The sequence below is a fragment of the Leisingera sp. M527 genome (assembly GCF_025141525.1).
Lineage (GTDB): Bacteria > Pseudomonadota > Alphaproteobacteria > Rhodobacterales > Rhodobacteraceae > Leisingera.
Window position 1 is genome coordinate 4,079,805 of the sequence record NZ_CP081037.1, and the last position, 26,184, is coordinate 4,105,988.

The following is a 26,184-nucleotide window of genomic DNA, read 5'->3' on the forward strand; positions in this document are numbered from 1 at the left end:
AGCCTGAATTCAGGCTTCGCCTTCCTCTTCGCCAGTGTCTTCGTCTTCTGCCGCGTCTTCTTCCAGTTCAGCCGGATCAACCCAGCCCAGCATGATGCGGGCAGTCATCACCATGTCCTGCGCCTGTTCGAGCGTCATACCGAAAGGTTCCAGGATACCATCATCCTTGACCCGTTCGCCGCCATCGTTGGTCCAGCCGCCGGCCAGTTCCCAGTCTGCACAAGTGGCGAAATCTTCCAGCGACTTTACGTCGTCCTTGGCCAGTGCCTCTACCATCTGCGGGGTCAGGCCCTCGAACTGAATCAGGCTGTCTTCGGCGCCCAATTCGCGAGCCGCATCCAAGGCCGCCTTGGCCTTGGCCTCCAGGTAGTCGCGGGCACGGGCCTGCAATTCACCGGCGGTGCTTTCGTCAACACCGTCGATGACCAGCAGCTCATCAAGCTCGACATAGGCGACTTCTTCGAGATTGGTAAAGCCTTCGGAAACCAGCAACTGGGCAAAGAACTCATCCAGATCCAAGGTTTCCATGAACAGCTTGGTGCGCGCCTCGAATTCCTTCTGGCGGCGGGCCGATTCTTCTTCCTCGGTCATGATATCGATGTCGAGGTTGGTCAGCTGCGATGCCAGGCGGACGTTCTGGCCGCGGCGGCCAATGGCCAGGCTCAGCTGTTCTTCAGGCACGACAACTTCGATCTTGCCGGCTTCTTCGTCCAGCACAACCTTGGTCACTTCAGCCGGCTGCAGTGCATTCACCAGGAAGGTCGGCTGATCCTCGTTCCACGGGATGATGTCGATTTTCTCGCCCTGCAGCTCGTTCACCACGGCCTGCACGCGGGAGCCGCGCATACCAACACAGGCACCGACCGGGTCGATCGAGCCGTCATAAGAGATAACAGCAATCTTGGCGCGCGAACCGGGATCACGGGCAACCGCCTTGATATCGATGATGCCGTCATAGATTTCCGGCACTTCCATCTTGAACAGCTCGGCCATGAATTCCGGCGCGGTGCGCGACAGGAAAATCTGCGGGCCGCGCGGCTCGCGGCGCACGTCCTTGATGTAGCAGCGCACACGGTCGTTCGGGCGATAGCTTTCGCGGCCGATTTTTTCATTGCGGCGCAGGATTGCTTCGCCAGCGCCCACATCGACGATGACGTTGCCGTATTCCTCGCGCTTGACCAGACCGTTGATGATGGTGCCGGCGCGGTCTTTGAATTCTTCGAACTGGCGGTCACGCTCTGCTTCGCGGACCTTCTGCAGAATCACCTGCTTGGCCGACTGGGCGGCGATCCGGCCCATTTCAACCGGCGGCACTTCCTCGACATAGGTCTGGCCCACTTCAGGATTCGCCATGTACTGGCGGGCCTGGTCGACGGTCAGTTCAGCCTGATAGTTTTCCAGCTCTTCATCCGCCACGACAGTGCGCACGCGGGTGAATTTCGCCCGGCCGGTCTTGCGGTCAATCGATACGCGAATGTCCATTTCGGCGCCGTAGCGGCTTTTGGCCGCACGGGCGAGGCTCTCTTCCATCGCCTCGATGACCAGACCGGGGTCGATCATCTTTTCGCGCGCCACGGCCTCGGCGGTTTGCAACAGCTCCAGCTGGTTTGCAGAGGTGATAGCCATTACTTGTTCTCCTCTTCGGACTCTTCGGTCTCGATTTCGTCGAATGCGTCTTCGTTGAGCGTGCCGGCCTCTTTGCGCTGGCGCAGCATTTCCTTGATCAGATCATCGGTCAGAACCAGCTTGGCATCGCTCAGCCAGTCAAATTTCAAACCAATGGTCATGGTTTCGCCCTGATCTTCGATGTTGATCAGGACTTCGTCTTCCTCGGTGCCCGCCAGCTCGCCCTTAAAGCGGCGGCGGCCGCCGACCAGCTCGTCGGTTTCGAGCTTGGCTTCATAGCCCTCGAACATATCAAAATCTTTCAGCCGGGTCAGCGGCCGGTCGATGCCGGGGCTCGACACTTCCAGCGCATAGGCGTCGAGGATCGGATCCTCAACGTCCAGTGCCGCGCTGACCGCATTCGAGATCACGGCGCAATCATCCACCTCGATGCCGCCATCCGGCTTGTCAGCCATGATTTGCAATGTGGTCGCCTTACCAGACATCAGCCGGATCCGCACCAGCTCATAACCCAGATCCTCAATCACCGGGATGATGATCTCGGCCAGACGCCGGTCGATGGCAGCTTTGGCAATCAGGTCGTTGGTCATCAGACCTCCACTTGGGGCTTGCAGGCGATGGCCTGCGGGCACAAAAAAACGGGCGCGCGGCCCGTTGAAATTCCCGGTGGAGCCTTAAACCAGAGGTTCAACGCGCCGCTGTTGTCAAAGGCATATAGGACGGTTCTGGCGAAACTGCAAGAGGGTCGTGCAGCGCGCAGAGTTTCTGACCGCCGGACCGCTACCCCAGCTTGCCTTGAAGATCCGCGGCAACCCCATCGACAAAGCTCTGATCCTGACCGCCAATCACCAGATAACCGATGCCATCACTGACCCATGAGGCAGCGGCCATGCCAGCCAAAACCTCGCTTTGCATCGCCTTATCGGCGCCAGAGGACCGAATGATACAGAAGGCCACCGGCACGCCGTCCGGACCAAGATAAGCCATTTGCAATAGAGGCTTGCCTTTGAAGCCAAGCAACTGGGCGCGTTTGAATTCCAGCCCTTCGACAGTTTGAGCAGGAGACAAGTCCACGCCCTGGCGGCTGCTGAATCCATCCAGAACTTCGGCTGTCACTTCGGCCGGCTGACTGCCATTCGCCACAGTGTCGGTGATATAGAGCGACTGATAAGATGCCACGACGGCTTTCCATCCCGGCGCCGTTTGCGGTTGGGGTCCGGGCTGCAACATATAGGTGGAAAGAACACCTAGGCCAAAAGCCATCGCCAGCCCGGCAACCAGCCGCAGCGGCGCACGGGCGGGGCGGGATGCGGGAATCAGCCCTTCCGGCATCTGCGGGGCACCCAGCGCCGCGGCAGAAAAGACATCCCGCAACGCAGCCACCGGCAGATCCAACGTCTGCAGACGCTGCGCCAAAGCCGCATCCGTGGTCAGCACAAGCTCGACCCGGCTGCGCAGTTCCGCGTCTGCCTCGCCATCCAGGTAGGCAGTCAGCTCTTCATCGGTGAATGCCGCTTGCGCTTCATTCATGTTCCCGTCTCCGTTTCCGCCAACTCTCCCGCAATCTTCTTGCGGGCGGCCGCCAGTCTGCTCATCACCGTGCCTATGGGGATATTCAGGATTTCCGCTGCCTCCTTGTAGGCAAAGCCTTCGACATAGACGAGCAGAACCGTGACCCTTTGGCTTTCAGGCAGCTCCCCTACCTTTGAAAACACCTGACGGGCGAAAATATTCGTTTCCGTGTTTACCCGCTGATCCGGAATCTCGGTTTCTTCCAGCGCCACCAGCCCGCCGCCTGTGCGCACGGCCGTTGCCCGCAACTCATTCAGCCACAGCCGGTGCGCGATCCGGAACAGCCAGCGGTCCAGATGCGTGCCGGGCTGATATCCTGCGTGTTTTTCCAACGCCCGCAGGCAAGTCATTTGCGCCAGATCGTCCGCCCGGTCACGCCGCCCGGTCTGCATCAAGCAAAAGCGCCACAACCGGGGGTAGAGGGGACTTATCCCCTCCCTGACCTCTTCCTCAGCCGTCTTTTTGCCAAACCAGCGAATAATCCGCGCTCCTGCCGTGTTTTAATCTCAAGGCCGGTCAAGACGCCGTGCCGCAAGAACATTGATAATAGGAAGGACATAGGATGCTCAACTCACTGTTTCGTGGCGTTTCTGTTGCAGCGCTGATTTTTGCGGGTCAAGCCGCGCTGTCGGCAGACTGGGTGCTGGACGGCGCAAGCTCCAAGCTCGCCTTTGGCTCAGTTAAAAAAGACACGGTGGGCGAGGTGCACAGCTTTGAAGAGCTGACCGGCAGCGTAAGCAAGGACGGCACTGTCACTGTGGCAATTTCGCTGCCATCGGTGGAGACCTTCATCGATATCCGCAATGAACGGATGATTGATCTTGTGTTCAATGGCGAGGCTCAGGCGACGCTGACGGCCAAGGTCGACATCGCTGCGCTGGAGGCGCTGCCAGCGGGTGGTACAATGGTTTCGGATGTGGAAGGCAAGCTGAGCCTGCTGGGGCGCGATATTCCTGTGGAAACGGAAATGTTTGTGGCCCGCCTGTCTGACCGGAAAGTCATGGTCACCACCAATGATCTGCTGTTTCTGGGTGTCGAGGACGCGGGCCTGACCAAAGGCGTTGATATCCTGCAAGAGCTTGCGAAACTCTCCGGCATTACCCGCACCGTCCCGGTTACCGCCCGGTTTGTGTTTGAAGCTGGTAGCGACACCGCCCAGGCGTCCCCTGCAGCACAGGAGACAGAGGTGGCGCTGTCAGGCGATCCGGCCAAAGGCAAGAAAGTCTTCCGCAAGTGCCAGGCCTGCCACAGCTTTGAAGAAGGCAAAAACGGCACCGGCCCCAGCCTGCACAGTATCATCGGTGCTGGTTCCGCCGCGGCCGATGGCTTTAAATACTCAGGCGCCTTTCAGGACGCCAACCTGACCTGGAGCGAAGACCAGCTCGCGGCTTTTCTTTCAGATCCCAAGAATGTGGTGCCCGGCAACCGCATGGGGTTCAAAGGTTTGAAGAAAGATGACGATGTCCAGAACGTTATAGCCTACATCCGTCAGGAAAGCTGAAGCGTCAAAACCGGGGATGGCCGCTCAGGCCATCCACCAGCGCTCGGCGATGCGGCCATCGTCAAGCGGTGAGCGCTGACCCACTTTCCGCGGAATGCCGACATTGTGGCGGGCGGCCAAAGCCATATTGCTGGAAGACGGATGATACAGGAATTCCCCGCGCTTCAGCAGGCCGCGCGGTTCCGGCAATGCCGCGACATCAACGTACCCGTCCCGCAAAGCTTCGGCACGGACTGCAGCATCAGGGATCACAATAATCTCTACAGTCTCAGCCCAGCCCGCGATGCCGGATTTGTAGTGATTTGCGACTCGGGACGCGCGGAAATGGCGGCCTTCCCGGGCTCGTTCCACCTTGTAGCACCCCGTGCCAATCGCAGCGGACAGCAGTTCTGGCAGTTCACCAGCGGGTGCAATCATCAGATCGGCACCAGCCAGAAGGTAGGGCAAATGCGGATTGGGCTGCGCCAATTCCACCAGCAATTGCAGGTTGCCCAGCGCAGTGACCGCGCGTACTTCAGCCCCGGTAATGCCCTGTGCCGAAAGCGACGCGGCTGCATCCTCTGCTGTCAGCAGTGAGCCGTCATGAAAATCCACGCCTGCACGCAAATCAAAGGTCCAGGTTTTGGCGTCCGGCGTCGAATGCCAGCCTGTAGCCAATTCTCCGCGCAGCAAACCATCAGGGGCAATTTCGGTCAGTGTGTCATAGACCGCGTAACGTGCGGCCTGTTCCAAAAGCCCGCCGTCGCGGGGAACCGCAAGACGCAGCGCGCCACCGGCCTTGGGCGATGCATTTACGGCTCCGCCAGCCGCCGCCAGCAGGGCTGCAGCAGCACCCGAGGTGAACAGCGCGCGGCGGTCAATGCGCGTCATGGCACAAGCTCTCCTGCAATCCGGTCCATCGCCCGCACCAGCTCTGCGCTGATTCCCGGCTCCGACAAAGCATGGCCGGCATTGCGCACCATCTTCAACTCCGCATTTGGCCACAGCTCATTCAAGCGCCAAGCCGAAGACGGCGGGCAGATCATATCGTAACGCCCCTGCACAATAACGCCGGGGATATGAGAGATCCGGTCCATATTGGCGAGGATCTGGCCGTCGTAATCGAGGAAACCGCTATTGATGAAATAGTGGTTCTCCAACCGGGCAAAGGCACGTGCATAATCGCCGGGGCTTTCGCCGCTCTGGCCGTTGGAATGCACCGACGCCAGCGCATTTTCCCAGGCCGACCAGGCCCGGCCAAAGCGTACTTCTTCATCCAGATCGCCGGAAAACAGCCGCTTGTGATAGGCGGCGATCATGTCGCTGCGCTCTGCATCCGGGATCAGCGAGACAAATTTGACCCAGGTTTCGGGCCAGAACTTGCCGGCACCGCCGCCATAGAACCAATCCAGCTCAGCCTTGGTCATCAGGAACACGCCGCGCAGGATAATCTGCTGGACCCGGCTGGGGTGGGTCTGGGCGTAAATCAACGCCAGTGTCGCTCCCCAGCTGCCGCCGAACAGGATCCAGCTATCGATGCCCAGCTGGCGGCGAATCAGTTCCATATCGGCAACCAGATGCCAGGTGGTGTTGTCCTCGCAGGACGCATAGGGGCGCGAGCGGCCGCAGCCGCGCTGATCGAACAGGATGATTCGATACACATGCGGATCGAAATACCGCCGCATCGCCGGACTGCTGCCGCCGCCGGGGCCGCCATGGCACACAATCACGGGAATGCCATTGGGATTGCCGCTTTGTTCAGCATATATATTGTGGCCCTGGCCTGCGTCGATCATGCGCTGGTCAAAAGGCTCGACCGGCGGATAAAGATAATGCACAGCGCGCTTTTGGTCCGGGTATCTATCCATTACTGACCTTAGTGAAACGTCAGACTACAAAAGAGCACACGGAGACAGGAATGCAAGCGCCTCAATCCACGGTCGACCCTGCGGAAATTGCCAAATTCGAAGCAATGGCGGCGGAGTGGTGGGATCCGAACGGCAAGTTCAAGCCTTTACACATGCTGAACCCGTGCCGGCTGGACTATATTACCCGTCAGATCGCCGGGGAATTTGGCCGCGACCTGACGTCACAGTGCCCTTTCAAAGGGCTGCGGCTGCTGGATATCGGCTGCGGCGGCGGACTGCTGAGCGAGCCGATGGCGCGGTTGGGTGCAACAGTTGTGGGCGCCGATGCGGCAGAAGGCAACCTGCCGGTTGCCCGCATTCATGCCGAACAATCGGACTTGGAAATCGACTACCGCCACACCACCGCCGAGGCACTGGCTGCTGCCGGTGAACAATTCGACGTTGTGCTGAACATGGAAGTGGTCGAGCATGTGGCCGATCCGCAAAGCTACCTCACCGCTACCCGTACACTGCTGAAGCCCGGCGGGCTGGAAATATGCTCCACCATCAACCGCAACCCAAAAAGCTTTGCAATGGCAATTGTGGGAGCCGAGGTGATCATGCGCTGGCTGCCGCGCGGCACTCATGAGTGGTCCAAGTTCATAACCCCGGATGAACTCTACGAACTGCTGCGCAATGCCGGTCTGAAGCCTGTTGACCGTAAGGGGTTCGTATTCAACCCGATCACCTGGAACTGGTCCGTATCCGAACGGGATCTGTCGGTAAACTATGTGACCGCCAGTATAAAACCTGGCTAAGAGTGCCTCGCCGGCCAGTTTTTTCTGCCACCTATCCTAAAGGATAGGTAGTAATCCTTATGCACTCTTTGGCCACCGCGTCCCGCTTGCTATCTTTAACAAGCGGGGTTGGAGTATTTTTTCAAGCCGCGATTGGGCGCAAGCTAAGTACCAAGTAACTGCTTGCCATTGTGACTGGGGGGGTCTGCCCAATGGTTAAACGATCGCCGTTCACGGCATGATGGGGACTGATGGGGAAGAGGGGCGCCTGCTTGCAGGCGTCCCTTTATTAACCCGAGCAGATGACTGTTTGGGTCCAGCCGCTCAGCCGCTCTCTTCCAGTTTGCCGCGCAGCTCGCGCAGAATAGGCAAGGTCGCCCGGACCCGATCGCTGCCCAATTCACCCACAACCTCTGAAATCACCGGAATGATTCCGGCCAGTGCCGCATCCCGGGCCTGTTTGCCGGCCGGGCTGATCGCCACCATCTTGCGCCGCGCATCGTCCCAATCCGGGCGGACATGGATGTATCCGGCAACTTCCAGCTTGCCCAGGGTGTTGGTCATAGCCCCGCGGGTTACGTGAAACGCCTTGGCCAGCTGCGCGGGCGAGCGTTCCAGCCCGGCCCGGGCCAAGTGGTTCAGCACCGAGAAATGCGACAGCTCCATCCCTTTGGGCAGCACTTTGCTGAGACGTGACCGGGCCAGCTGGTCAGCCATCAGAATCTCGCTGAACAGCGATACCGCCAGGGAATGTGTCTCATCCATCAGGGTCCGTCAAACTCCCGGTCGTGGGTCAGGGAAGGCACGCGTTTGCGCGCTTCTGCCACTGTTTCGAGGTCGAGATCAACGAAAGTCACGCCTGGTTCCTGACCGGCATCGGCCAGCACCTCGCCCCAGGGGGATACGGCCAGAGAATGGCCAAAGGTTTTGCGGCTGGGCCCGCGGGAGGCCGGATGTTTCCCAGTCTGCGCAGGCGCCAGCACAAAGCAGCCGGTTTCAATTGCACGGGCGCGCAGCAGCGAATGCCAATGTGCGGCGCCGGTGACATAAGAAAACGCCGCCGGCGCAGTGATGATCTGCGCCCCGCCTTTGGCCAGCGCCCGGTGCAAATGCGGAAAACGCACGTCATAACAGATGGTCATGCCGATACTGGCAAAAGGCGTCTCTGCCACAACCGCCTGGGTGCCCGGGCGGTAGCCATCGGACTCGCGGTAGGTTTCCTCGGGTGTGACCTCGACATCGAACATGTGGATCTTGTCGTAGCGCGCCTTGATTTCACCTTGCGGGCTGATCAGGAACTGCCGGTTGGCAAAGCGCCCGTCACTGTCGTGGGTCTTGATGCCCAGCGACCCCAGCAGCAGCCAAATGCCGTGTTTTGCCGCCTCGTCACGCAGGGCGGCCAGCGTCGGGTCATCCTCTTCGTGACAAAAGACACCGTTCTGATGGGTCCGGCTGCCGGAGAGGCAATTGGTAACTTCGGGCGTCAGCACAAAGCCCGCCCCGCCGCGCACAGCCTCCGCCATCGTCGCCTTCACGGTCTCCAGGTTTTCAGCCGGGATGTCGGTGGATGTCATCTGAAGCAGAGCTGTACGCATTTTATCTCTCCGGGTTCAGGCCGCCAGCAGCGGGTCCAGTTTGCCCGCCTGTTCCAGCGCAAAAAGATCGTCACAGCCGCCGACATGGGTTTCGCCGATAAAGATCTGCGGCACAGTGCGGCCTCCATTCGCGCGCTGAATCATTTCAGCTTTGCGATCCGGTTGCGCCAGCACGTTGATTTCCGAAAAGGTAACACCCTTCTGATTCAGCAGACGCTTGGCGGCGTGGCAGTATCCGCACAGAGGCGAGGTGTAGATTTCAACGGTTTTCATTCAGGACCCCATAGTCTGGTTTCGAAGGTTGTGGATGAATTGGGGGTTCAATGCAACAATTGCCAGAGGCCGGCGGGCAGCCTCACGCTTGCGTGACCCGGGCCAGCACCGCCACCCGCACCTCCGCCGCACCGGCCTGCAGGCAGGCATCAGTGCAAGCGCTGAGAGTGGCACCGGAGGTCATCACGTCATCCACGATCAGAACCGTGCGCCCTTTGATCCGCTCCTCCCGGCCCGGATGCGCTGCAATTGCTGCACCCAAATGCTGAAAACGCTGGTCCCGTGTCTTGCCTTCCAGTGCGGGGGTCCGCCGGAATCTGCGCAGCAGATCCGGGCAATGTTCCAGGCCAATCCGGGCCGCCACTGCTTCAGCAAGCAAGGCGGATTGATTATACTTACGCTTCAGCAGCCGGGTCCAATGCAGCGGCACCGGGCATATCAGGGGATTCTCTGCCAGCATCGGCTGCACGGCCCGCTCCAGCCATCCAGAGGCCATATGTGCAATTTCCGTCCGGTCCCCGTGTTTCAAAGCCAGAACCAGCTTGCGGCCCCGCCCCTCATAGAGCAGCGCAGATCGCCCTTGGCTCCAAGGACGCGGATGACGCAGGCAGCTGTCGCATTCCAGCCGAAAGCCGTCCGCCTCGCCCGGCAGCGGAGCGCCGCAGCCCTCGCAGACCGTGCCGCTGATGAAATGCATCTCGGCCCAGCAAGAACCGCACAGGCCAAAGTCGCTGCCAACCAGCCCCCCGCAGCCCATGCATTGCGGCGGATAGATCAGCGAAACAGCAGTTTGAATCCTGGTCAGCAGCATCTAAACAGCCCTCATGACACAAGCACCCGCACAGCTTTTTGACCGCCGCACCCTGGCAGCCCGCCGCGCACGCCGGCGCGCGGATGCGTTGTTCCTGCACCAGATGGCGCGGGATGAGGCCGAGGATCGCCTGAACCTGGTTAACAGAACCTTTACAGCGCCTGCCGTTGTCTGCCCTTTCCCGGAAGTCTGGGAGGGGTTTCTGCCTGGCGCAGCTGTGGTGCCGGATGACGATGTCCTGGCTTTGGAAGAAGGTGCGCATGATGTGGTGATCCACGCCATGTGCCTGCATTGGGCCAATGACCCGGTTGGCCAGCTGATCCAATGCCGCCGTGCCCTGAAGGAAGACGGGCTGCTGCTGGTCATCCTGCTGGGCGGCCAAACCCTGCACGAACTGCGCGCCGCCATGGCTGAAGCCGAAACCATGGTGTTGGGCGGGCTGTCGCCCCGCGTCGCGCCCATGGGGGAAATCCGCGACCTGGGCGGTTTGCTGCAGCGGGCAGGTTTTGCCCTGCCGGTAGCGGACCTGGTACCGCTGACTGCCGAATACCGTGATCTGACCCACCTGATCCACGATCTGCGCGGCATGGGAGAGACCAACGCCCTCGCCCAGCGCCTGAAGCGCCCGGCTCCGCGAACCCTGTTCCAGCTGGCCGATCACATCTACCGCGAGCATTTCGCAACGGCTGACGGCCGGCTGCCAGCGACATTTGAGCTGGTCTGCCTTACCGGCTGGTCGCCGTCGGACAGCCAGCAGAAACCCTTGCGCCCCGGCTCTGCCCGGATGCGCCTGGCCGATGCGCTGAAGGTGCCGGAATCCAAGCTCAAGCCGTGATAAATTTCCGTTATGTCTGCGCCAATGTGATCCAATTGGCCTTCTGCGCGCAAAGACAGTAACGTCCCGCCAACAACTGAATTCCAAGCCCCACAGGACCTGCCCATGCTGGACGCCGCCCGGACCGCCAAATGCCCTGCCCACGCCCCTGCCGATCACCCAAAGATCCCGGCAGAGAAAGCCGGCATCCTGCTGGCCAACCTCGGCACGCCGGATGATTATTCGTACTGGCCGATGCGCCGTTACTTAAACGAATTCCTGTCTGACAAACGGGTGATCGACTACCCATCGTGGAAGTGGCAGCCGCTCTTGCAGTTGATCATCCTGACCAAACGCCCGTTCTCTTCGGGCGCCGCATACAAATCGATCTGGAACCACGACAAGGGTGAAAGCCCTTTGATGACCATCACCAAGGACCAGACAACCAAGATGGCGGCGGCGATGAAGGCACGCTATGGCGATCAGGTGATGGTCGATTTCTGCATGCGCTATGGCAATCCCTCGACCAAATCCAAGGTGCGGGAAATGGTTGCGGCCGGCTGCAAGAAAATCCTGTTTGTGCCGCTGTATCCGCAATACGCCGGCGCCACCTCAGGCACCGCCAACGACCAGTTCTTCCGTGCGCTGATGGACGAACCCTGGCAGCCCGCCGCCCGCACGATCGAACCCTATTTCGACCAGCCCGCCTATATCGACGCTTTGGCGCGATCGGTGGAAGAGGCCTATGCCAAAGCTGAAAAGCGCCCGGATATCCTGGTGGTCTCCTATCATGGCATGCCGAAGCGCTACCTGATGCAGGGCGACCCGTACCACTGCCAGTGCCAGAAAACGACACGCCTGCTGAAGGAGCGGCTGGGCTGGGACGACACCCGGATTACAACCACTTTCCAATCGGTGTTTGGACCCGAGGAATGGCTGAAACCTTACACGGTGGATCACGTCGCAATGCTTGCCAAAGAAGGCAAAAAGAACATCGCGGTGATCGCGCCGGCCTTCTCTGCCGACTGCATCGAGACGCTGGAAGAGATCAACGAAGAGATCCGTGAGAGTTTTGAGCACGCGGGCGGCGAGGACTTCCTTTATATCCCTTGCCTCAACGATGATGACGATCACGTTGCGGCACTGGCCGGTGTGATTGAGCAGAATCTGCAAGGCTGGCTGGACTAAAGCGCTCTCCCGGTTCAAATAGGATCCAAAATTGGATCGCCGGGCAGACCGGCAGACCGGGGAGAGTTTGGATGACGCTTGCGCATTGGGCAGCAGCCCTGAAACAGCATTGGGGCATCCAGGCGGAATTGAGCCGCTTGGATGGAGAATATGACCTGAACTTTCTGGCCAAAGGTGCCGATGACCAGGGCTATATTCTCAAGGCGATGCGCCCCGGCTGCGAAACCTGGCTGGTCGACATGCAGGTAAAGGCGTTTGAGCATATCGCCGCGCGCCAGCCGGATCTGCCCTGCCCGCGGGTGATCGCCGCTGCGGATGGCCGATCGCTGCTGACACTCCCGGATGAAAAAGGGCAAAACCGGCTGGTCTGGCTGCTGAACCAACTGCCCGGGCGGTGCTATGCCAAGGCAGAACCCAAAAGCGATGCGCTGATCCATGAGATTGGTCAGGTTCTCGGCGGCTCGGCCAAGGCGCTGGCCGATTTCCGGCACGATGGGCTGGAGCGTGATTTCAAATGGGACCTGATGCGCGCGGGCTGGATCAAGGATCAGCTGTTGTGCATCACCGATCCAGCACGCCGTGCGATCCTTGAAGGGATTTCTGCAGATTTCGCAAAGTTAGAGCCTGTTTTAGCGAAGCTACCCAAGCAGGCCGTCCACAATGACGCCAATGACTACAACATCATGGTGGCGGGAGAGCTGGGTGAAACCCGCAGGGTGTCAGGCCTCATCGACCTAGGCGACATGTGCGCCGCACCGCGGATCTGCGACCTGGCAATTGCTGCGGCTTACATCATGCTGGACCACCCGGCGCCGGAGGCAGCAATGGCAGCACTGGTTGCGGGGTATCACGAGGTTTATCCGCTGACGCCTGCAGAGGTAGACATGATCTTGCCGCTGCTACGGGCACGGCTGGCGGTGAGTGTTGTCAATTCCACAATGATGGCAGCGGACAATCCGGATGATCCCTATGTGACGATCTCGCAGGCTCCGGCCTGGCGATTCCTGGAGGGAAACACACTGCACGGCGGGCTGCTGACTGCCCGGCTGCGCGCGGCCTGCGGGTTGCCGGTTGTTGATGGTGCAGACCGGGTGATGGATTGGCTAGCACAGAATCGCGGCAAATTCGCCCCGCTGATGGGCCAGGACCTGGCAGATGCGCCGATGGGATCACTGTCGGTGGAACACTCCACCTGGCCGCAGAACCCATTTCACATGCCGCTGGAAGAAGCCGCCCGCGTGGGCGAGGAATACGAGAACCAGGGCCGCATCTGGCTCGGCTACTACCACGAACCGCGGCTGATCTATGCGGAACCGGCTTTCCGCAAAGGCCCTTGGAAAGCCAGCGACCGCCGCACTGTGCATTTGGCGGTGGATGCCTTTGCCGGCGCTGGCACGCCGGTATTTGCCCCCATGCGTGGTGAAGTCTTTGCGGCAGAGTACCGGGACGGGCATCTGGACTACGGAGGGGTGATCATCCTGCGTCATGAAACGCCTATGGGCGATCCGTTCTTTACCCTCTACGGCCATTTGGATCCGGAATTCCTGAGCCGTCTGAAACCGGGTGATATGGTGGAAAAGGGCGAGGAATTCTGCCGCCTGGGTGACCCCCGCCAGAACGGCGGCTGGGCACCGCATGTGCATTTCCAGCTAGCCCTGACCACCGAAGGGATCGAGGCCGGCTGGCCCGGCGCAGGCGACCCGGATGAGATGTACCTGTGGCGCGCAATCTGCCCCAACCCCGCGGCCCTGCTCAACCTGCCGGATGAAAAGGTCCGCTATCACCCAACCGACAAAGGTGAGGTTCTGGCCGGTCGCCGCACCCATTTTGGCGGTAACCTCAGCCTCACCTACAATGACCCGGTGATGCTGGTGCGCGGCTGGAAGCACCACTTGTTTGACGAATGGGGGCGGCCCTATCTGGACGCTTACAACAACGTGCCGCATGTGGGCCACGCCCATCCGCGCATCCAGGCCGTGGCAGCGGATCAGTTGAAGCGGATGAATTCGAACACCCGCTATCTGCATCCGGCACAAACCGCCTTTGCAGACAAGGTGCTGTCCAGGCTGCCAGATCCTTTTGAGGTCTGCTTTTTCGTAAACTCGGGCACCGAGGCCAATGAGCTGGCCCTGCGCCTCGCCCGCGCTCATACCGGCGCCAAAGGCATGGTGACGCCCGATCACGGCTATCACGGCAACACAACAGGCGCGATCGACATCTCCGCTTACAAGTTCAACAAGCCCGGCGGAGCAGGCCAGGCAGACTGGGTGGAGTTGGTGGAAGTTGCAGACGACTACCGCGGTTCATTCCGCCGCGGTGATCCAAAGCGCGCGCAAAAGTTCGCTGATCTGGTCGATCCGGCAATCAAGAACCTGCAAGGCAAGGGCCACGGCATCGCGGGTTTCATCGCCGAAACCTTCCCCTCGGTCGGTGGTCAGATTATCCCGCCGACGGGATATCTGCCTGCAGTTTACGAAAAGATCCGCGCGGCAGGAGGTATCTGTATCGCCGACGAAGTGCAAACCGGGCTGGGCCGTCTAGGCGAATACTACTTCGGCTTCGAACACCAGGGCGCAGTTCCCGACATCGTGGTGATGGGCAAGCCGGTTGGCAACGGCCACCCGCTGGGGGTGCTTGTCACGACTAAGGCGATTGCCAAAAGCTTTGACAACGGGATCGAGTTTTTCTCGACCTTTGGCGGGTCTACCCTGTCTTGCCGGACCGGCAAGGAGGTGCTGGATATCGTTGACGATGAGGGCCTGCAGGACAACGCCCGGGTGATAGGCACCCGGCTGATCAAAGGGTTGCAGGGATTGGAGCAGAAATACGCCTGCGTTGGCGATGTGCGTGGAATGGGGCTGTTCCTGGGGTTGGAACTGATCAATCCGGATGGCTCTGAGGCCACCGGAATCTGTTCCTACGTCAAAAACAGGATGCGTGATCACCGGATCCTGATCGGCAGCGAAGGCCCCAAGGACAACATTCTGAAGATCCGCCCGCCGCTGACAATAGATGCAGAAGACGCAGACATGATCCTCTATGTCTTGGATAGTATCCTGCGCGAAGTGGAGGCGGCCTGACAGCCCCTCCTGACCCGCAGATCAGGCAACAAAAAAGGCGGAGGAAAACCACCGCCCTTTCCGTAACCGTGTACCGAACTTAGTTCGATGCAACAGCTGCGCCGACCAGAACCAGCAGCAGCAGCGGCAGCAGAATGCCGCTGGAAGAACCCTGAGCTTCTTCCACGATGACCGGCGGTTCTACAACCGGCTCGGACAGGTTGCCAGCAGTGGCAGTCGAAGCAGCAGCAGTCAGCGCAGCAGCGATAACGAGTTTTTTCATGTTAACCTCCAGAATTCGCACGGATCATACAACTGAACCACGCACCCAAGACTTATCTCGTATTTTTTTCTAACCAGCAAAACCGCGGGATTGCAATTGCTTGTTATAGTTAACAGCTTAGCGCCCCGCCACGTGTCGTCAAATAAGCAACACCTGGGTGCCGACTTTGGTCAGGCTGAACAAATCGGCGATATGTTCATTGTAAAGCCCGATGCAGCCGTTGGACGATTTGCGGCCGATTTTCCGCGTATCGTGGGTTCCATGGATGCGGTAATACTTCCAGCTAAGATACAGCGCATGGGTGCCAAGCGGGTTATCCGGCCCCGGCGGAATGAACGCAGGCCATTCCGGGTTGCGCTTGCGCATATTCGGGGTTGGAGCCCAGCCTGGGCCGTCAACTTTGCGAACAATCTTGGTCCGGCCGCGGCGGGTCAGATCGTCGGACAGCGGCACAGAAGACGGGAACAGTTTGTAAACGCTTTCATCCTGGGACCAATAGTGCAGAGCCCGGCTGTCGATATCGACCAGAATCGCCCCGTTCCGCAGATTATCAAAATATGGTCGCCAGGATTTGGCCCGGAATGCAGAGATGTTGCGCTGGACAGCCGGTTCCGGCTCTGGCGGCGGGCGCAACGGATCAAAGGCCTGCTGCGCCTCGTCGCCGGTCTCTTGCGCAAAGGATGGCGACGAGATCAAAGCAGCGCTGCCGGCAAGAAAATGCCGCCTGCTGAAGGTATCAAAGGGGTTTTGGGGCATCACTCTTTCCAACTTGCGCAATCAGGATCAATGGCTGCGCCATTTTATGACCGGAAAGCCGCAGTCGCAAATCAATCCGACCGGCAAGTCTGCATATTTCTGCCGGTCCATTTGCACCTCTGCAACAAGAAGGATAAGTGCATCAGCAACCGACGGAGCGAGAGAGCAATATGAAACGTGTTTTTCTGCTGATGGCTGCTGCCTTTGTAACTGTTGCGGCAGCATGTACGCCCGCAACAGAATCCGGCAGCACCTACCGTATTAGAAATGCAGACAAAGTGCAGATCCGGATGCTTGATTCAGTCAATGCGCTGCGTCAGGCGGCTGGTGCACAAGCTGTCCAGCTGAATGCCGAGCTGACTGCGGCCGCGGCGACCCATTCCCGGGATATGTCAGTGCAAAACCGGCCCTGGCATTTCGGATCCGACGGCTCCTCGCCGCTGGACCGGGTGTCGCGTGCAGGTTACACCGGCTCGCTTCTGGGGGAGAACATCTCCGAAACCTACGAGAACGAGCAGCAAACCCTGTCTGCGTGGCTGGAACGCCCGGCCACACGCGCGGTGATTCTCGATCCAAAAGCCGTGAATATGGGGTTCTCCTGGTTCCAGGAGCCGAACGGCAAAATCTGGTGGACGATGGTTATGGGCAGCTGAGCCGCCACGCGTCTGCTGATGCACGGCGCCGCCGCATCTGCAGAATCGGCGGTCCTGGCAGATATTCAGGGCCGCAAAGCGATGGCCGTGCCGTCCTGCACCATGGCATAGATTTCTTCGATTTCTTCATTTGACACCGCGATACAACCGGCGGTCCAGTCGTTAACCCGGGCTGCGCGTTTGCGCTCCTTGCCGTTGTTCGGCTCTCCGTGGATAAAAATCTCACCACCCGGACGCTTGCCTTGAGCATGCGCATTTGCCCGGTCCTGCCCGTTTGGATAAGAAATTCCGACCGACAGATGATAGCGGCTGTTGGGATTTCGCCGGTCAATCACATACGTGCCCTCAGGTGTCTTTCCGTCACCCTCAAACGCCTTGTGCCCCAAGGGTGCGAACCCCAGGTCGACTTCATACTCGCGCAGGATATCTTCGTTGTGCATCAGGTAAAGCTTACGCGCACCCTTGTTGATCACGATCGAAGTCACTTGCGGTCCGTCATATGAGTGAAACCGGCTCACTGCGCTGCCGGAGGTGCTGCAACCAGCCAGCGCAAGGCTCGCGGCCGCACCGAAACCAAATGCCCGTCTGTCCATTCTCAATGCCTGTATTTCTTTTTTTGCCTCTATTCAGCCTTTACCGCGAATTGCCAGTTAAGGAAATTCACAATTTCCTGTCCGGGGCCGATTGACTGCTTAGTCTCTGTTCAATTGCTTCCAGGCGGCTCAGCACTTCGTCCCTATATGCATCGGTGCGTTCCACCTCTTCTTCGCCATGGGCATCCTGCATGGAATTGACGATCAGACCGACAAGAAGGTTCACCACGGCAAAAGTCGTCACCATGATGAACGGCACAAAGAACGCCCAGGCGTGCGGATGCACTTCCATCACCGGCCGAACAATACCCATCGACCAGCTTTCCAGCGTCATGATCTGGAACAGCGAATAGGCGCTGCGGCCCAGATCGCCGAACCATTCCGGGAAGTCCTGGCCGAACAGCTTGGTCGCGATCACGGACCCGATGTAGAAAATAATCGCCATCAGCAGGAAAACCGATCCCATCCCCGGCAGCGCGGTGATAAACCCCTCGACCACCCGGCGCAGGCGCGGTGCAACTGAAATAACCCGCAGCACCCGCAAAATACGCAACGCCCGCAGCACTGACAGCCCCTGTGTCCCCGGCGCCAGCGCAATGCCGACGATCACGAAATCGAACACATTCCAGCCGCTCAGGAAAAACCGCAACCTGCGCACAAAGAGTTTGGCCAGTATCTCCACCACGAAAATGGACAAGCAAATGTTGTCGATCAGGTGAATCAGACCGCCAATCTTAGCCATGACAGATGGGGCGGTCTCCAGCCCCAGGGTGACTGCATTGACCAGGATGACAGCGGTAATAAACCGGCCGAACCGGTCACTGTCCAGAATAGCTGCCAGGCGGCGGATCGGGGTGGACGCTTGGGTATCAGTCATCTCAGTCTTTCACAGTAAATCGCGCAACCAGCTCGGTATGGGCGGACCAGCGGAACTGATCAACAACCTGCACCCAGTCAAGGCTGTAACCCGCCGTAACCAGCACTTTGGCATCGCGGGCAAAGCTCACCGGATTGCAGGAGACATAGGCAATCACAGGTGTTCGGGCTTTGGCCAGCTGGGCAGTCTGCGTCTCAGCGCCTGCGCGCGGCGGATCAATCACAGCAGCTTCAAAAGCTGCACCAAACGGGTTCAAATCCTCGGGCAGCAACGGATTGCGGAACAGGTCGCGGACCTCGGTGGTGACTTTCTTCAGCCCTGCCGCCCTGCGCCAGCCTGCATCCAACGCTTCCAGCATTGAATGTTCACCCTCCACCGCATGCACTTCGGCGGTCTGGGCCAAAGGCAGGGTGAAGGTACCGCAGCCTGCAAACAAATCGACGATCCGCTTGGCTCCGCTTGTTATTTCCTGAACCGCCGCCAGCAACGCCGCCTCACCATCCCGGGTGGCTTGCAGGAAAGCCCCCGGCGGCGGGCAAACGCGCGCCGCGCCAAAGGGTTGCACCGGCGGCTGCTCCATCGCAACCGGTTCATCGTCCCACGTCAACCGGGCAATCCGGTTCTGGTCTGCCAGCTGCGCCAGTTTGATCCGCAATGGCCCGTCCAGCGGCTTGCCGTTCCTGACCAGTATGTCCAACCCAGCGTCTGAGGTGGTAACCGTCACCGCCAACGGTGTCTTCCGGCTTGCCCCGGCCATCGCCAGCGCCTCTGCAACGGGAATCGCGGCCTTTAACGCAGGTTCCACCAGCTGGCAGTCGGGAATTTCAGTGATCACATCCGACGCCTGACCATGAAATCCGGCCATCGCACCCTTTTTGGTACGCCGTACTGCCAGCGTCGCACGGCGGCGGGAGCCGGGCGGCGAAGTGTGGATCGGGCGAAACTCAGCCTCCAGCCCTTGTGCCGTCAACGCGGTACGCACGACGTCCGTTTTCCACTCAGCCACAAATCCGTCACTTGCGTGCTGCAGCTGACAACCGCCGCAGGATTTGTAGTGGCGGCAGGGTGGCTGCACCCGGTGCTCGGACGGGGTCTCGATCCGGATACTGGTCAGGCGGCTGTTCTCTGCGAAACCTGAAACGGTTTCCCCCGGCAGTGTGCGCGGGGCAAACAAGGGTCCATCGGCCACGCCATCGCCTTGATGGCCTAGCCGGCTGATCGTTGCTGTAGTTCTGGCTGCGTCAGTCATGGCCGCTCATTACAGCGGCAAGCCGGTCAGCAAAAGCAAAATGCGCCGGATTTTTTATTCAGCCGCCGCCTTGTTCTCATCCGTGCAGATAAAGCCACCGGACTGGCGCGCCCAGAAAGCAGCATAGAGCCCCGCCTTGGCCAGCAGCTCTTCATGGCTGCCGCTTTCAGCGATCCGTCCTTTATCCATCACGATAATCCGGTCCATCTCGCTAAGTGTCGACAGCCGGTGGGCGATCGCCAATACCGTCTTGCCCTCCATTACCCGGTGCAAGGCGGCCTGAATGGCGGCTTCAACCTCGGAATCCAGCGCCGAGGTTGCCTCGTCCAAAACCAAAATGGGCGCGTCCTTCAGGATAGCCCGGGCCAGAGCAATCCGCTGCCGCTGACCGCCCGAAAGCTTCACACCGCGCTCACCCAGAAAAGCGTCATAACCATGGTTGCCCTGCCCGTCTTCCAGCTCGGTGATGAATTCATGCGCCTCAGCTTTCTTCGCAGCGGCGATCAATTCTTCCTCCGGCGCATCCGGCCGTCCATACAAGATATTGTCCCTGGCCGAGCGGTTGAACATGGCGGTTTCCTGGGTGACCATGCCGATCTGGCTGCGCAGCGAATTCTGGGTGACGCCGGAAATATCCTGTCCGTCGATCAGAATACGCCCGTTTTCTCCATCATAGAGCCGGAGAAGAAGTGAAACGAGCGTTGACTTGCCTGCCCCGGAAGCACCGACAATCCCCAGCTTCTCACCTGGTTTGATGTTCAGGCTGATGCCCTGCACCCCGCCCACGTCGCGGCCATAGGCGAATTCCACCTGATCAAACTCGATGCCGCCTTTGCTGACAACCAGCGGTTCAGCACCGGATGTATCCTCAACTCTTTCGCGGGCCGAGAGAGTCTTCATTCCGTTTTCGATCTCACCAATGTTGGAATAGATCGCCATCAGCGTGAAGCTGACCCAGCCTGTCATCTGCGCAATCCGGATCGAGACAGCGCCTGCGGCCACGATATCGCCTTCGGTTGCGCTGCCCGCCTGCCATAAAAACAGCGTCGCGCCGATCAGCAGCACCGGCAGGATGCCGGCCAGGCACATCAAGCAGAACCGGAAGCTGGCCGAGAGATAGCCGAATTGCAGCGACTTTTCACGGTAGCTGACCATAGCATCCTGGGCAGTGCGTTCTTCGTGATCAGCATGTGCAAACAATTTGACCGTCTTAATGTTGGTAATGGAATCCACCACTTGCCCGGTCACCATCGCCCGCGCCCCTGCCCGCGCGCCAGAGCGCTTGCGGATACGCGGCAGGAACCAATGGATCAGCCCGAAGTAGCCAACCAGCCAGACCAGAAACACGCCGGTAATGCGCCAATCAATAGAGCCTAACAAGGCCAATGACCCCGCAAGAGATGCCAGAGCAAACGCAACAACACTGATCATCTCGGTAGTGACCGAGGTGACAGCCGCCGCCGTTTGCATCTGTTTCTGAGCGATCCGGCCGGCAAAATCATCGTCGAAGAACCGCACCGACTGTCCCAGCGTCCAGCGGTTCAGGCGCGACAGCACCAGCGGGTTCACGTTGGGCTGGACAATTATTGCATTAGAGGCTGCAGACAATCCGAACAGCACCGGCCGCACAAACAAGAAAAATCCCAATGCCAGTGCGATCACCGCCACATTGCCGGCCGAGAAGAACTGCTCAGGTCCGCTGGTTATTGCGGTGTCGATCACAATTCCCAGGATATAGGCCGTGCCCGCCTCCATCGCGCCGGCCAGCGCCGAGAATGCCGCAGCCAGCAGCAGCATTGGCCAGGCCCCGGTCAAACACCAGTGCAGAAAAGCCCCCAGCCGCTGCGGCGGCGGGCCATCGGCCGGGCGAAAGGCGTCGATCAGATTGCCAATCTTCATTCTGCTGCCTTGATGTTCAAGAAGCCTCCGGACTGGCGCGCCCAGAGCTGTGCATAAAGTCCCTGTGCCTGCAAAAGCGTCTCATGCGAGCCTTCTTCAACAATACGGCCCTGATCCATCACAAGGATACGGTCCATCTGCGCGATGGTGGACAGCCTATGTGCGATGGCGATCACCGTCTTGCCTTGCATCATGCCGTAAAGCGTTTCCTGAATCGCCGCCTCGACTTCGGAATCCAGCGCCGAGGTGGCCTCGTCCAGAATCAGGATCGGCGCGTCCTTCAGGATCACCCGGGCCAGTGTCACACGCTGGCGCTGGCCGCCCGACAATTTCACCCCGCGCTCACCCACATGGGCGTTATACCCCTTGCGGCCCTGAGGGTCTTCCAAGTCCAGGATGAACTCATGCGCCTGCGCCTGTTTGGCGGCGGCTATCATCTGCTCTTCGGTGGCGTCCGGACGGCCGTAAAGCAGATTGTCCCGCACCGAACGGTGCATCAGCGCGCTGTCCTGCTGGACCATACCGATGCGGCTGCGCAACGAGGCCTGCGTCACCGCACGGATGTCCTGACCGTCGATCAGGATCTGGCCGCTTTCGGCGTCATAAAACCGCAAAAGCAGCTTCACCAGTGTCGACTTGCCGGCACCAGAGCGACCAATCAGGCCGATCTTCTCGCCCGGCTGGATTGTCAGGCTGATCTTGTCGAGCCCGCCGGCCTCGCGTCCGTAATGGTGCGAGAGGCTTCGCAGTTCGATCTCCCCCTTGGTCAGCTGCAACGGATCCGCATTGGCCGCATCCACCAGATCGATGGGGTGGGCTATGGTCTCCATCCCCTCAGCCACAACACCCAGCTGACGGAAGAACGAGGTCAGTGCCCACATGATCCAGCCGGTCATCGCGTTGAGCCGCAGGGTCAGCGCCGTGGCCGCCGCCACCAGGCCCACCGAGGCAGTCCCTTGCGACCACAGCATAATCGCCCAACCGACCACACCAACAATCAGCAGCCCGTTCAGCGTGACCAGTGCGGCATCCATAACGGTGAAGATACGCATCTCTGCCTGGAAGGTTTTGCGGGTGTTCTCGATCGCCTCACGGGCATAGGTCAGTTCTTTGTCGTGATGCGCGAACATCTTGACCGAGTGAATGTTGGAGTAACTGTCAACTACCCGCCCCGTCACGGTAGAGCGCGCATCAGATGACGCCTGGCTGGCCGGGCCGACCCGCTTGACCGTCCACATCACCAACAAAGCGTAAAGCGCAAACCAGATCCCCAACGGCAGCATCAGCCTCACGTCTGCTACCCACAGCAGCACCGCAGCGCCTGCCAGATAGGCCAGCGAAAAGGTGATTGCGTCAAAGACTTGAAATATCACCTCCCCCGCGGCCGGCGGGGTTTGCATGATCCGGTTGGCAATCCGGCCTGCAAAGTCGTTCTCGAACCAGCCCACCGATTGGCGCAGCACATGTTTATGCGCCCGCCAGCGGATCAACGTGCCAAAGTTCGGCAGGATCGCATTGTTCAGCAACACCACATCCAGAAGCTGGATCAATGGCCGCAGCAACAGAATGAACAATGCAACCAGGATCAGCTCGGTTCCATGCGCCTCCCAGACTTGCTCAGGCCTGCCGGACATCAGGTCGACAATCCTGCCCATGTAGTAGATCAGCCCGACCTCGATCGCGGCAACAATGACCGACATCAGCGCGGTCAGGATAAAGACTGTTTTGAACGGCGTTGAATAGTCGCGCAGGAACGGCCACAGCCGCGTTGGCGGCGTGTTGGTCTCAGGGTGGGCGCAATATGGGTCAATGAGGTTTTCAAAGAAGCGAAACATGCGGGTGCTCCAAGTGTTCGAGCATTGATTTGGAATACAGATGAAGACAGCGGGCCGCCTATGGCTCCCATGTCAAACGGGGCAAGGTCTCAGGCGTTAAGGAAACCAGATCCCAGAATACATCAGCATTCCTCCGTCATGTGGTGGCTGCCCTATGCGTACGCAAGATATTTTTTCTTGTCACCCCTAAAGGTTCTGACGCTGCTGACACCTTATGTCAGTGGAAGGAGTCCAGCAGCTGTTCCCGGCTGAGCAAGAAGCCCGAAGCAATCCAGTCCGCCTCGAGCTTCCGCAGCTTCGCTCCCAGTTCCGGGCCTTTGCAGTCCGGCATCAGATCCCGGGCTTTCACCGGAAAAACAGCCTTTGCGCCCAGCGCGATATCGCATTCCAAATCGGGCAAAACCGGCTGTTCCAGCAATGCAGACCGCAACAGCAGCGCATCCAGCGCCTGTTCCGCACCCAATCGGTAGCCCAACTCCCCTGCCCCGGCCATGCCGGCCGCAGCTTCGCGGATCGCCTGCAGATGAGAGGTCTGCGCTTTGCTGAGCCGCAAGGCCTCCTGAAGGCCTTCCCCCCCGAGCGCGGCAAGCCGCCGGATGCTGGATGCAGCTCGCCCGGCCTCAAGGTGAATCAGCGGCGCTAGGGCGCGGTCATCGGCGCCAGGCAAAATCTGTGCCAGAACACCAGCCTGCCGCATAGCCGCAGCCGAGGGCGCAGGATCAGGTGCCGCCAGCAGTTTCAGCATCTCAGACCCGACACGTTCCTTGGAGAGCGTGGCCAGCCCCTCCAGACAAGCTGCAATCGCTGCCAGCGCATCCGGGTCAAAGCCCAGCGCGTGATCGCCGTACCAAGCGTGAAAGCGAAAATAGCGCAAGGACCGCAAGTAGTCTTCGCGTATGCGATTCTCTGCTGTGCCGATGAACCGGATACGGCGTTTCTGCAAATCTGCCATGCCGTCCAAAGGGTCGACAATCTCGCCATCCGGACGTGCATAAATCGCGTTCATTGTGAAATCGCGGCGGCGGGCGTCCTCAGTGATATCTGTTGAAAATGCGACAATTGCCCGGCGGCCATCAGTCGCAACATCCCTGCGGAATGTCGTTATTTCATGCGGGATACCGTTCTTGATCAGCGTCACGGTACCATGATCAATACCGGTGGGAACCACCTTGATCCCGGCTCGGCCCGCCAGCGCCACCACCTGGTCCGGCAATGCATCGGTGGCGATATCCATGTCGGAGACCGCCTCCCCCAGCAGCGCATTGCGAACGCAGCCGCCGACAAACAATACCTGCGCGCCGTCTGCCGTGACTGCCGCGCAAACAGCCTGGGTTGCAGGATCCTTCAACCAGGATTGGTCAATCCGCATTACATCTCCATCCGTGCCGCAAAACCGCGCAGCATCCGCGCTGTGGCCCCCCATATGTAATAGGAGCCGTAGGGAACGGTATAGTAGCGGCGGCGGGTGCCGCGCCAGCGGCGGGATTCAATGATGTATTTTTTTGGATCCAGCACATGGGCTAGCGGGACGGAAAATACCTCGGCCACCTCCCCCGCTTCTGGACGCACAGTGAATTCCTCCTGGATCAGTGCCACAACCGGCGTCACCGAAAATCCGGTCACCGTCTCATGCTCCGGCAGGCAACCGATAATCTGCGGCTGCTCCTGCGGCAGCCCGATTTCCTCCCAGGCTTCGCGCAGTGCCGCGGCGCAGGCGTCCGTGTCGCCGGCATCCACCTTGCCGCCGGGAAAAGCGATCTGGCCCGGATGATGCTTCAGCGCCGATGAGCGTTTGGTCAAAATAAGCCGCGGCGTATTTCCGGCGACAGAAATGGGCACCAGCACCCCGGCCGGCCGCAGCTTGCGCCCTTCTGGCAGCACGGTACCGGGGTTGAGATCAAAGTCGGAAGAGCCGCCGCCCTGGTGTTTCAGCGCGGCGGAAATTCTGTTGGCGAGGTTCTGCGCGGCCTCACTCACCGGACGGGGTTTCCGCTTCAAACCCCACGCTTGCCGGGTCCAAATCGTAATGCGCGCTGCAGAACTGGCAATCCGCCGTAACCCGGCCATCTTCGTTTGTCATGGTGCCAATGTCCTTGGCCGAATAGATCGACAGGCTTTGGCGTACTCGGTCTTCGGAGCAGGTGCAGCCGAAACGGACGGCCTGGACATCAAAGACCCGCGGTTGTTCCTCGTGAAACAATCGGATCAACAGATCAGCCGGGGACACAGACGGTCCGATCAGCTCCAATGCCTCCACGGTATTCAACAGGATAGTGGCCCGATTCCAGTTTTCCTCCTGATCACCGGACATCAGATCGCTGGCCTGCAAAACTTCTCCCGACCCTTCGCTTTGCGCAGCAAAGGGTGACGCTTTGGGCATGCTCTGCAGCATGATGCCCCCCGCGCGCCAATGCTCGTCAACTCCAGGCTCGGATGATTTTCCAAAGCTCATCTTGAACATGGTCGGCAGCTGTTCGGATTGCGCAAAATAAGCCTCGGCACAGGCGCGCAGCGATCCGCCGGACAATGGTGTGATGCCCTGGTACGGCTTGGTACCCTGGCCTTGGTCGATCATGATAGCAAAGTACCCTTCGCCAACCTGATCAAAGGGGTTGCTATCGGTAATCCGGTCCCGGTCGAAGCTTGCATAGGCACGGATCCGGCCGATTTCGCCTTCTTTTTGCGGTGCGTAATAGTCGGTCGCGATCATCCGCACAGCACCCTTGGACTGCACCTGCAACGACAGCTTCCAGCGCAGGGAAATTGTCTGCCCGATCAGTGCCGTCAACAGCGCCATCTCGGCGACCAGCGCCTCAACCACCGGCGGGTAATCATGCTGTTTCAGGATGCCATCCAGCACGCCGTCCAGCCGCGCAACGCGGCCGCGCATGTCCGATGCATCAAGCTGGAAGGGCAGGACAGTGTCGTCCCACGCGATTTTCGAACCAAGTGTCATGGGGTTTCCTTACGCGCCGGG

The 26,184-nt window shown here is 59.7% G+C and carries 26 protein-coding genes; 6 read left to right on the top strand and 20 right to left on the bottom strand.

The annotated features are described in order from the left end of the window. Positions 1 to 9: 9 nt before the first annotated feature. The 4 genes from nusA to K3555_RS20045 form a co-directional block, all read right to left on the bottom strand. The gene (gene nusA / locus K3555_RS20030) at positions 10 to 1,626 is read right to left on the bottom strand and encodes a transcription termination factor NusA (RefSeq protein ID WP_259995937.1); all 1,617 of its coding nucleotides are present in this window, start codon (positions 1,624 to 1,626) and stop codon (positions 10 to 12) included. After that, positions 1,626 to 2,216, bottom strand: coding sequence for a ribosome maturation factor RimP (gene rimP / locus K3555_RS20035; protein ID WP_134831092.1), 591 nt, complete (start codon positions 2,214 to 2,216; stop codon positions 1,626 to 1,628). The genes nusA and rimP overlap by 1 nt, the downstream gene beginning before the upstream one ends. A gap of 190 nt (positions 2,217 to 2,406) precedes the next feature. Then, the gene (locus K3555_RS20040; protein ID WP_260006784.1) at positions 2,407 to 3,156 is read right to left on the bottom strand and encodes an anti-sigma factor; all 750 of its coding nucleotides are present in this window, start codon (positions 3,154 to 3,156) and stop codon (positions 2,407 to 2,409) included. Beyond that, positions 3,153 to 3,590 (bottom strand): RNA polymerase sigma factor, encoded by a 438-nt coding sequence (locus K3555_RS20045; RefSeq protein ID WP_259988550.1) that lies wholly within the window; start codon positions 3,588 to 3,590, stop codon positions 3,153 to 3,155. The genes K3555_RS20040 and K3555_RS20045 overlap by 4 nt, the downstream gene beginning before the upstream one ends. A 170-nt stretch (positions 3,591 to 3,760) precedes the next feature. Here K3555_RS20045 and K3555_RS20050 point away from each other — a divergent pair, with 170 nt between their 5' ends. After that, entirely contained in the window at positions 3,761 to 4,699 is a 939-nt protein-coding gene (locus tag K3555_RS20050) for a c-type cytochrome (RefSeq protein ID WP_260006785.1), read from the top strand. 24 nt (positions 4,700 to 4,723) lie between these two features. Here the strand turns inward: K3555_RS20050 and K3555_RS20055 are convergent, their stop codons facing one another. Continuing rightward, entirely contained in the window at positions 4,724 to 5,569 is an 846-nt protein-coding gene (locus tag K3555_RS20055) for an ABC transporter substrate-binding protein (protein ID WP_260006786.1), read from the bottom strand. Continuing rightward, positions 5,566 to 6,546: a prolyl aminopeptidase gene (gene pip / locus K3555_RS20060; RefSeq protein WP_260006787.1), complete on the bottom strand. Its 981-nt coding sequence runs from the start codon at positions 6,544 to 6,546 to the stop codon at positions 5,566 to 5,568. The genes K3555_RS20055 and pip overlap by 4 nt, the downstream gene beginning before the upstream one ends. A gap of 50 nt (positions 6,547 to 6,596) precedes the next feature. Between pip and ubiG the strand changes: the two genes are divergently transcribed. Next, positions 6,597 to 7,343: a bifunctional 2-polyprenyl-6-hydroxyphenol methylase/3-demethylubiquinol 3-O-methyltransferase UbiG gene (gene ubiG / locus K3555_RS20065; RefSeq protein WP_260006788.1), complete on the top strand. Its 747-nt coding sequence runs from the start codon at positions 6,597 to 6,599 to the stop codon at positions 7,341 to 7,343. 303 nt (positions 7,344 to 7,646) lie between these two features. On the opposite strand, the gene K3555_RS20070 is transcribed toward ubiG, so the two are convergent. The 4 genes from K3555_RS20070 to K3555_RS20085 all read right to left on the bottom strand — a co-directional run bounded on the left by K3555_RS20070 (position 7,647) and on the right by K3555_RS20085 (position 10,001). Next, positions 7,647 to 8,087, bottom strand: a complete 441-nt coding sequence (locus tag K3555_RS20070; protein WP_129372623.1) for a MarR family winged helix-turn-helix transcriptional regulator — start codon at positions 8,085 to 8,087, stop codon at positions 7,647 to 7,649. Beyond that, positions 8,087 to 8,917, bottom strand: a complete 831-nt coding sequence (locus tag K3555_RS20075; RefSeq protein ID WP_260006789.1) for a carbon-nitrogen hydrolase family protein — start codon at positions 8,915 to 8,917, stop codon at positions 8,087 to 8,089. Before K3555_RS20075 ends, K3555_RS20070 begins: the two co-directional genes overlap by 1 nt. Positions 8,918 to 8,932: 15 nt before the next feature. Further along, positions 8,933 to 9,190 carry a glutaredoxin 3 gene (gene grxC / locus K3555_RS20080; RefSeq protein WP_129372625.1) on the bottom strand — a complete coding sequence of 86 codons (258 nt, stop codon included), beginning with the start codon at positions 9,188 to 9,190 and terminating at the stop codon, positions 8,933 to 8,935. 82 nt (positions 9,191 to 9,272) lie between these two features. Next, entirely contained in the window at positions 9,273 to 10,001 is a 729-nt protein-coding gene (locus K3555_RS20085; RefSeq protein ID WP_260006790.1) for a ComF family protein, read from the bottom strand. Positions 10,002 to 10,014: 13 nt separating this feature from the next. Between K3555_RS20085 and K3555_RS20090 the strand changes: the two genes are divergently transcribed. From K3555_RS20090 to K3555_RS20100, 3 genes are all read left to right on the top strand, one after another. Continuing rightward, positions 10,015 to 10,836 carry a methyltransferase domain-containing protein gene (locus K3555_RS20090; protein WP_260006791.1) on the top strand — a complete coding sequence of 274 codons (822 nt, stop codon included), beginning with the start codon at positions 10,015 to 10,017 and terminating at the stop codon, positions 10,834 to 10,836. 105 nt (positions 10,837 to 10,941) lie between these two features. Continuing rightward, a complete protein-coding gene (gene hemH / locus K3555_RS20095) occupies positions 10,942 to 12,003 on the top strand; it encodes a ferrochelatase (RefSeq protein WP_260006792.1) in 1,062 nt (353 codons plus the stop codon). Between the two features lie 71 nt (positions 12,004 to 12,074). After that, positions 12,075 to 15,083: an aminotransferase class III-fold pyridoxal phosphate-dependent enzyme gene (locus tag K3555_RS20100; RefSeq protein WP_260006793.1), complete on the top strand. Its 3,009-nt coding sequence runs from the start codon at positions 12,075 to 12,077 to the stop codon at positions 15,081 to 15,083. Between the two features lie 79 nt (positions 15,084 to 15,162). Here the strand turns inward: K3555_RS20100 and K3555_RS20105 are convergent, their stop codons facing one another. Beyond that, positions 15,163 to 15,345 carry a hypothetical protein gene (locus tag K3555_RS20105; protein WP_024092111.1) on the bottom strand — a complete coding sequence of 61 codons (183 nt, stop codon included), beginning with the start codon at positions 15,343 to 15,345 and terminating at the stop codon, positions 15,163 to 15,165. A gap of 138 nt (positions 15,346 to 15,483) precedes the next feature. After that, positions 15,484 to 16,101, bottom strand: coding sequence for a L,D-transpeptidase (locus K3555_RS20110; RefSeq protein ID WP_259988572.1), 618 nt, complete (start codon positions 16,099 to 16,101; stop codon positions 15,484 to 15,486). Between the two features lie 170 nt (positions 16,102 to 16,271). On the opposite strand from K3555_RS20110, the gene K3555_RS20115 reads away from it, so the two are divergent. Continuing rightward, positions 16,272 to 16,754: a CAP domain-containing protein gene (locus K3555_RS20115; RefSeq protein ID WP_259988573.1), complete on the top strand. Its 483-nt coding sequence runs from the start codon at positions 16,272 to 16,274 to the stop codon at positions 16,752 to 16,754. Between the two features lie 65 nt (positions 16,755 to 16,819). Here the strand turns inward: K3555_RS20115 and K3555_RS20120 are convergent, their stop codons facing one another. The 8 genes from K3555_RS20120 to K3555_RS20155 form a co-directional block, all read right to left on the bottom strand. After that, entirely contained in the window at positions 16,820 to 17,347 is a 528-nt protein-coding gene (locus K3555_RS20120; protein WP_259988575.1) for a murein L,D-transpeptidase family protein, read from the bottom strand. A gap of 67 nt (positions 17,348 to 17,414) precedes the next feature. Beyond that, the gene (locus tag K3555_RS20125) at positions 17,415 to 18,224 is read right to left on the bottom strand and encodes an ion transporter (protein ID WP_259995914.1); all 810 of its coding nucleotides are present in this window, start codon (positions 18,222 to 18,224) and stop codon (positions 17,415 to 17,417) included. 1 nt (position 18,225) lies between these two features. Then, on the bottom strand, positions 18,226 to 19,473 hold the full coding sequence (locus tag K3555_RS20130) for a class I SAM-dependent RNA methyltransferase (RefSeq protein ID WP_260006794.1): 1,248 nt from the start codon (positions 19,471 to 19,473) through the stop codon (positions 18,226 to 18,228). A gap of 54 nt (positions 19,474 to 19,527) precedes the next feature. After that, on the bottom strand, positions 19,528 to 21,372 hold the full coding sequence (locus tag K3555_RS20135) for an ABC transporter ATP-binding protein (RefSeq protein ID WP_260006795.1): 1,845 nt from the start codon (positions 21,370 to 21,372) through the stop codon (positions 19,528 to 19,530). Further along, a complete protein-coding gene (locus K3555_RS20140) occupies positions 21,369 to 23,207 on the bottom strand; it encodes an ABC transporter ATP-binding protein (protein WP_260006796.1) in 1,839 nt (612 codons plus the stop codon). The genes K3555_RS20135 and K3555_RS20140 overlap by 4 nt, the downstream gene beginning before the upstream one ends. Positions 23,208 to 23,424: 217 nt before the next feature. After that, positions 23,425 to 24,576: a CCA tRNA nucleotidyltransferase gene (locus K3555_RS20145; protein ID WP_260006797.1), complete on the bottom strand. Its 1,152-nt coding sequence runs from the start codon at positions 24,574 to 24,576 to the stop codon at positions 23,425 to 23,427. Then, positions 24,576 to 25,184, bottom strand: a complete 609-nt coding sequence (locus K3555_RS20150; RefSeq protein ID WP_260006798.1) for a CoA pyrophosphatase — start codon at positions 25,182 to 25,184, stop codon at positions 24,576 to 24,578. The genes K3555_RS20145 and K3555_RS20150 overlap by 1 nt, the downstream gene beginning before the upstream one ends. Continuing rightward, on the bottom strand, positions 25,177 to 26,163 hold the full coding sequence (locus K3555_RS20155; protein ID WP_260006799.1) for an Hsp33 family molecular chaperone HslO: 987 nt from the start codon (positions 26,161 to 26,163) through the stop codon (positions 25,177 to 25,179). Before K3555_RS20155 ends, K3555_RS20150 begins: the two co-directional genes overlap by 8 nt. Between the last annotated feature and the right edge of the window lie 21 nt (positions 26,164 to 26,184).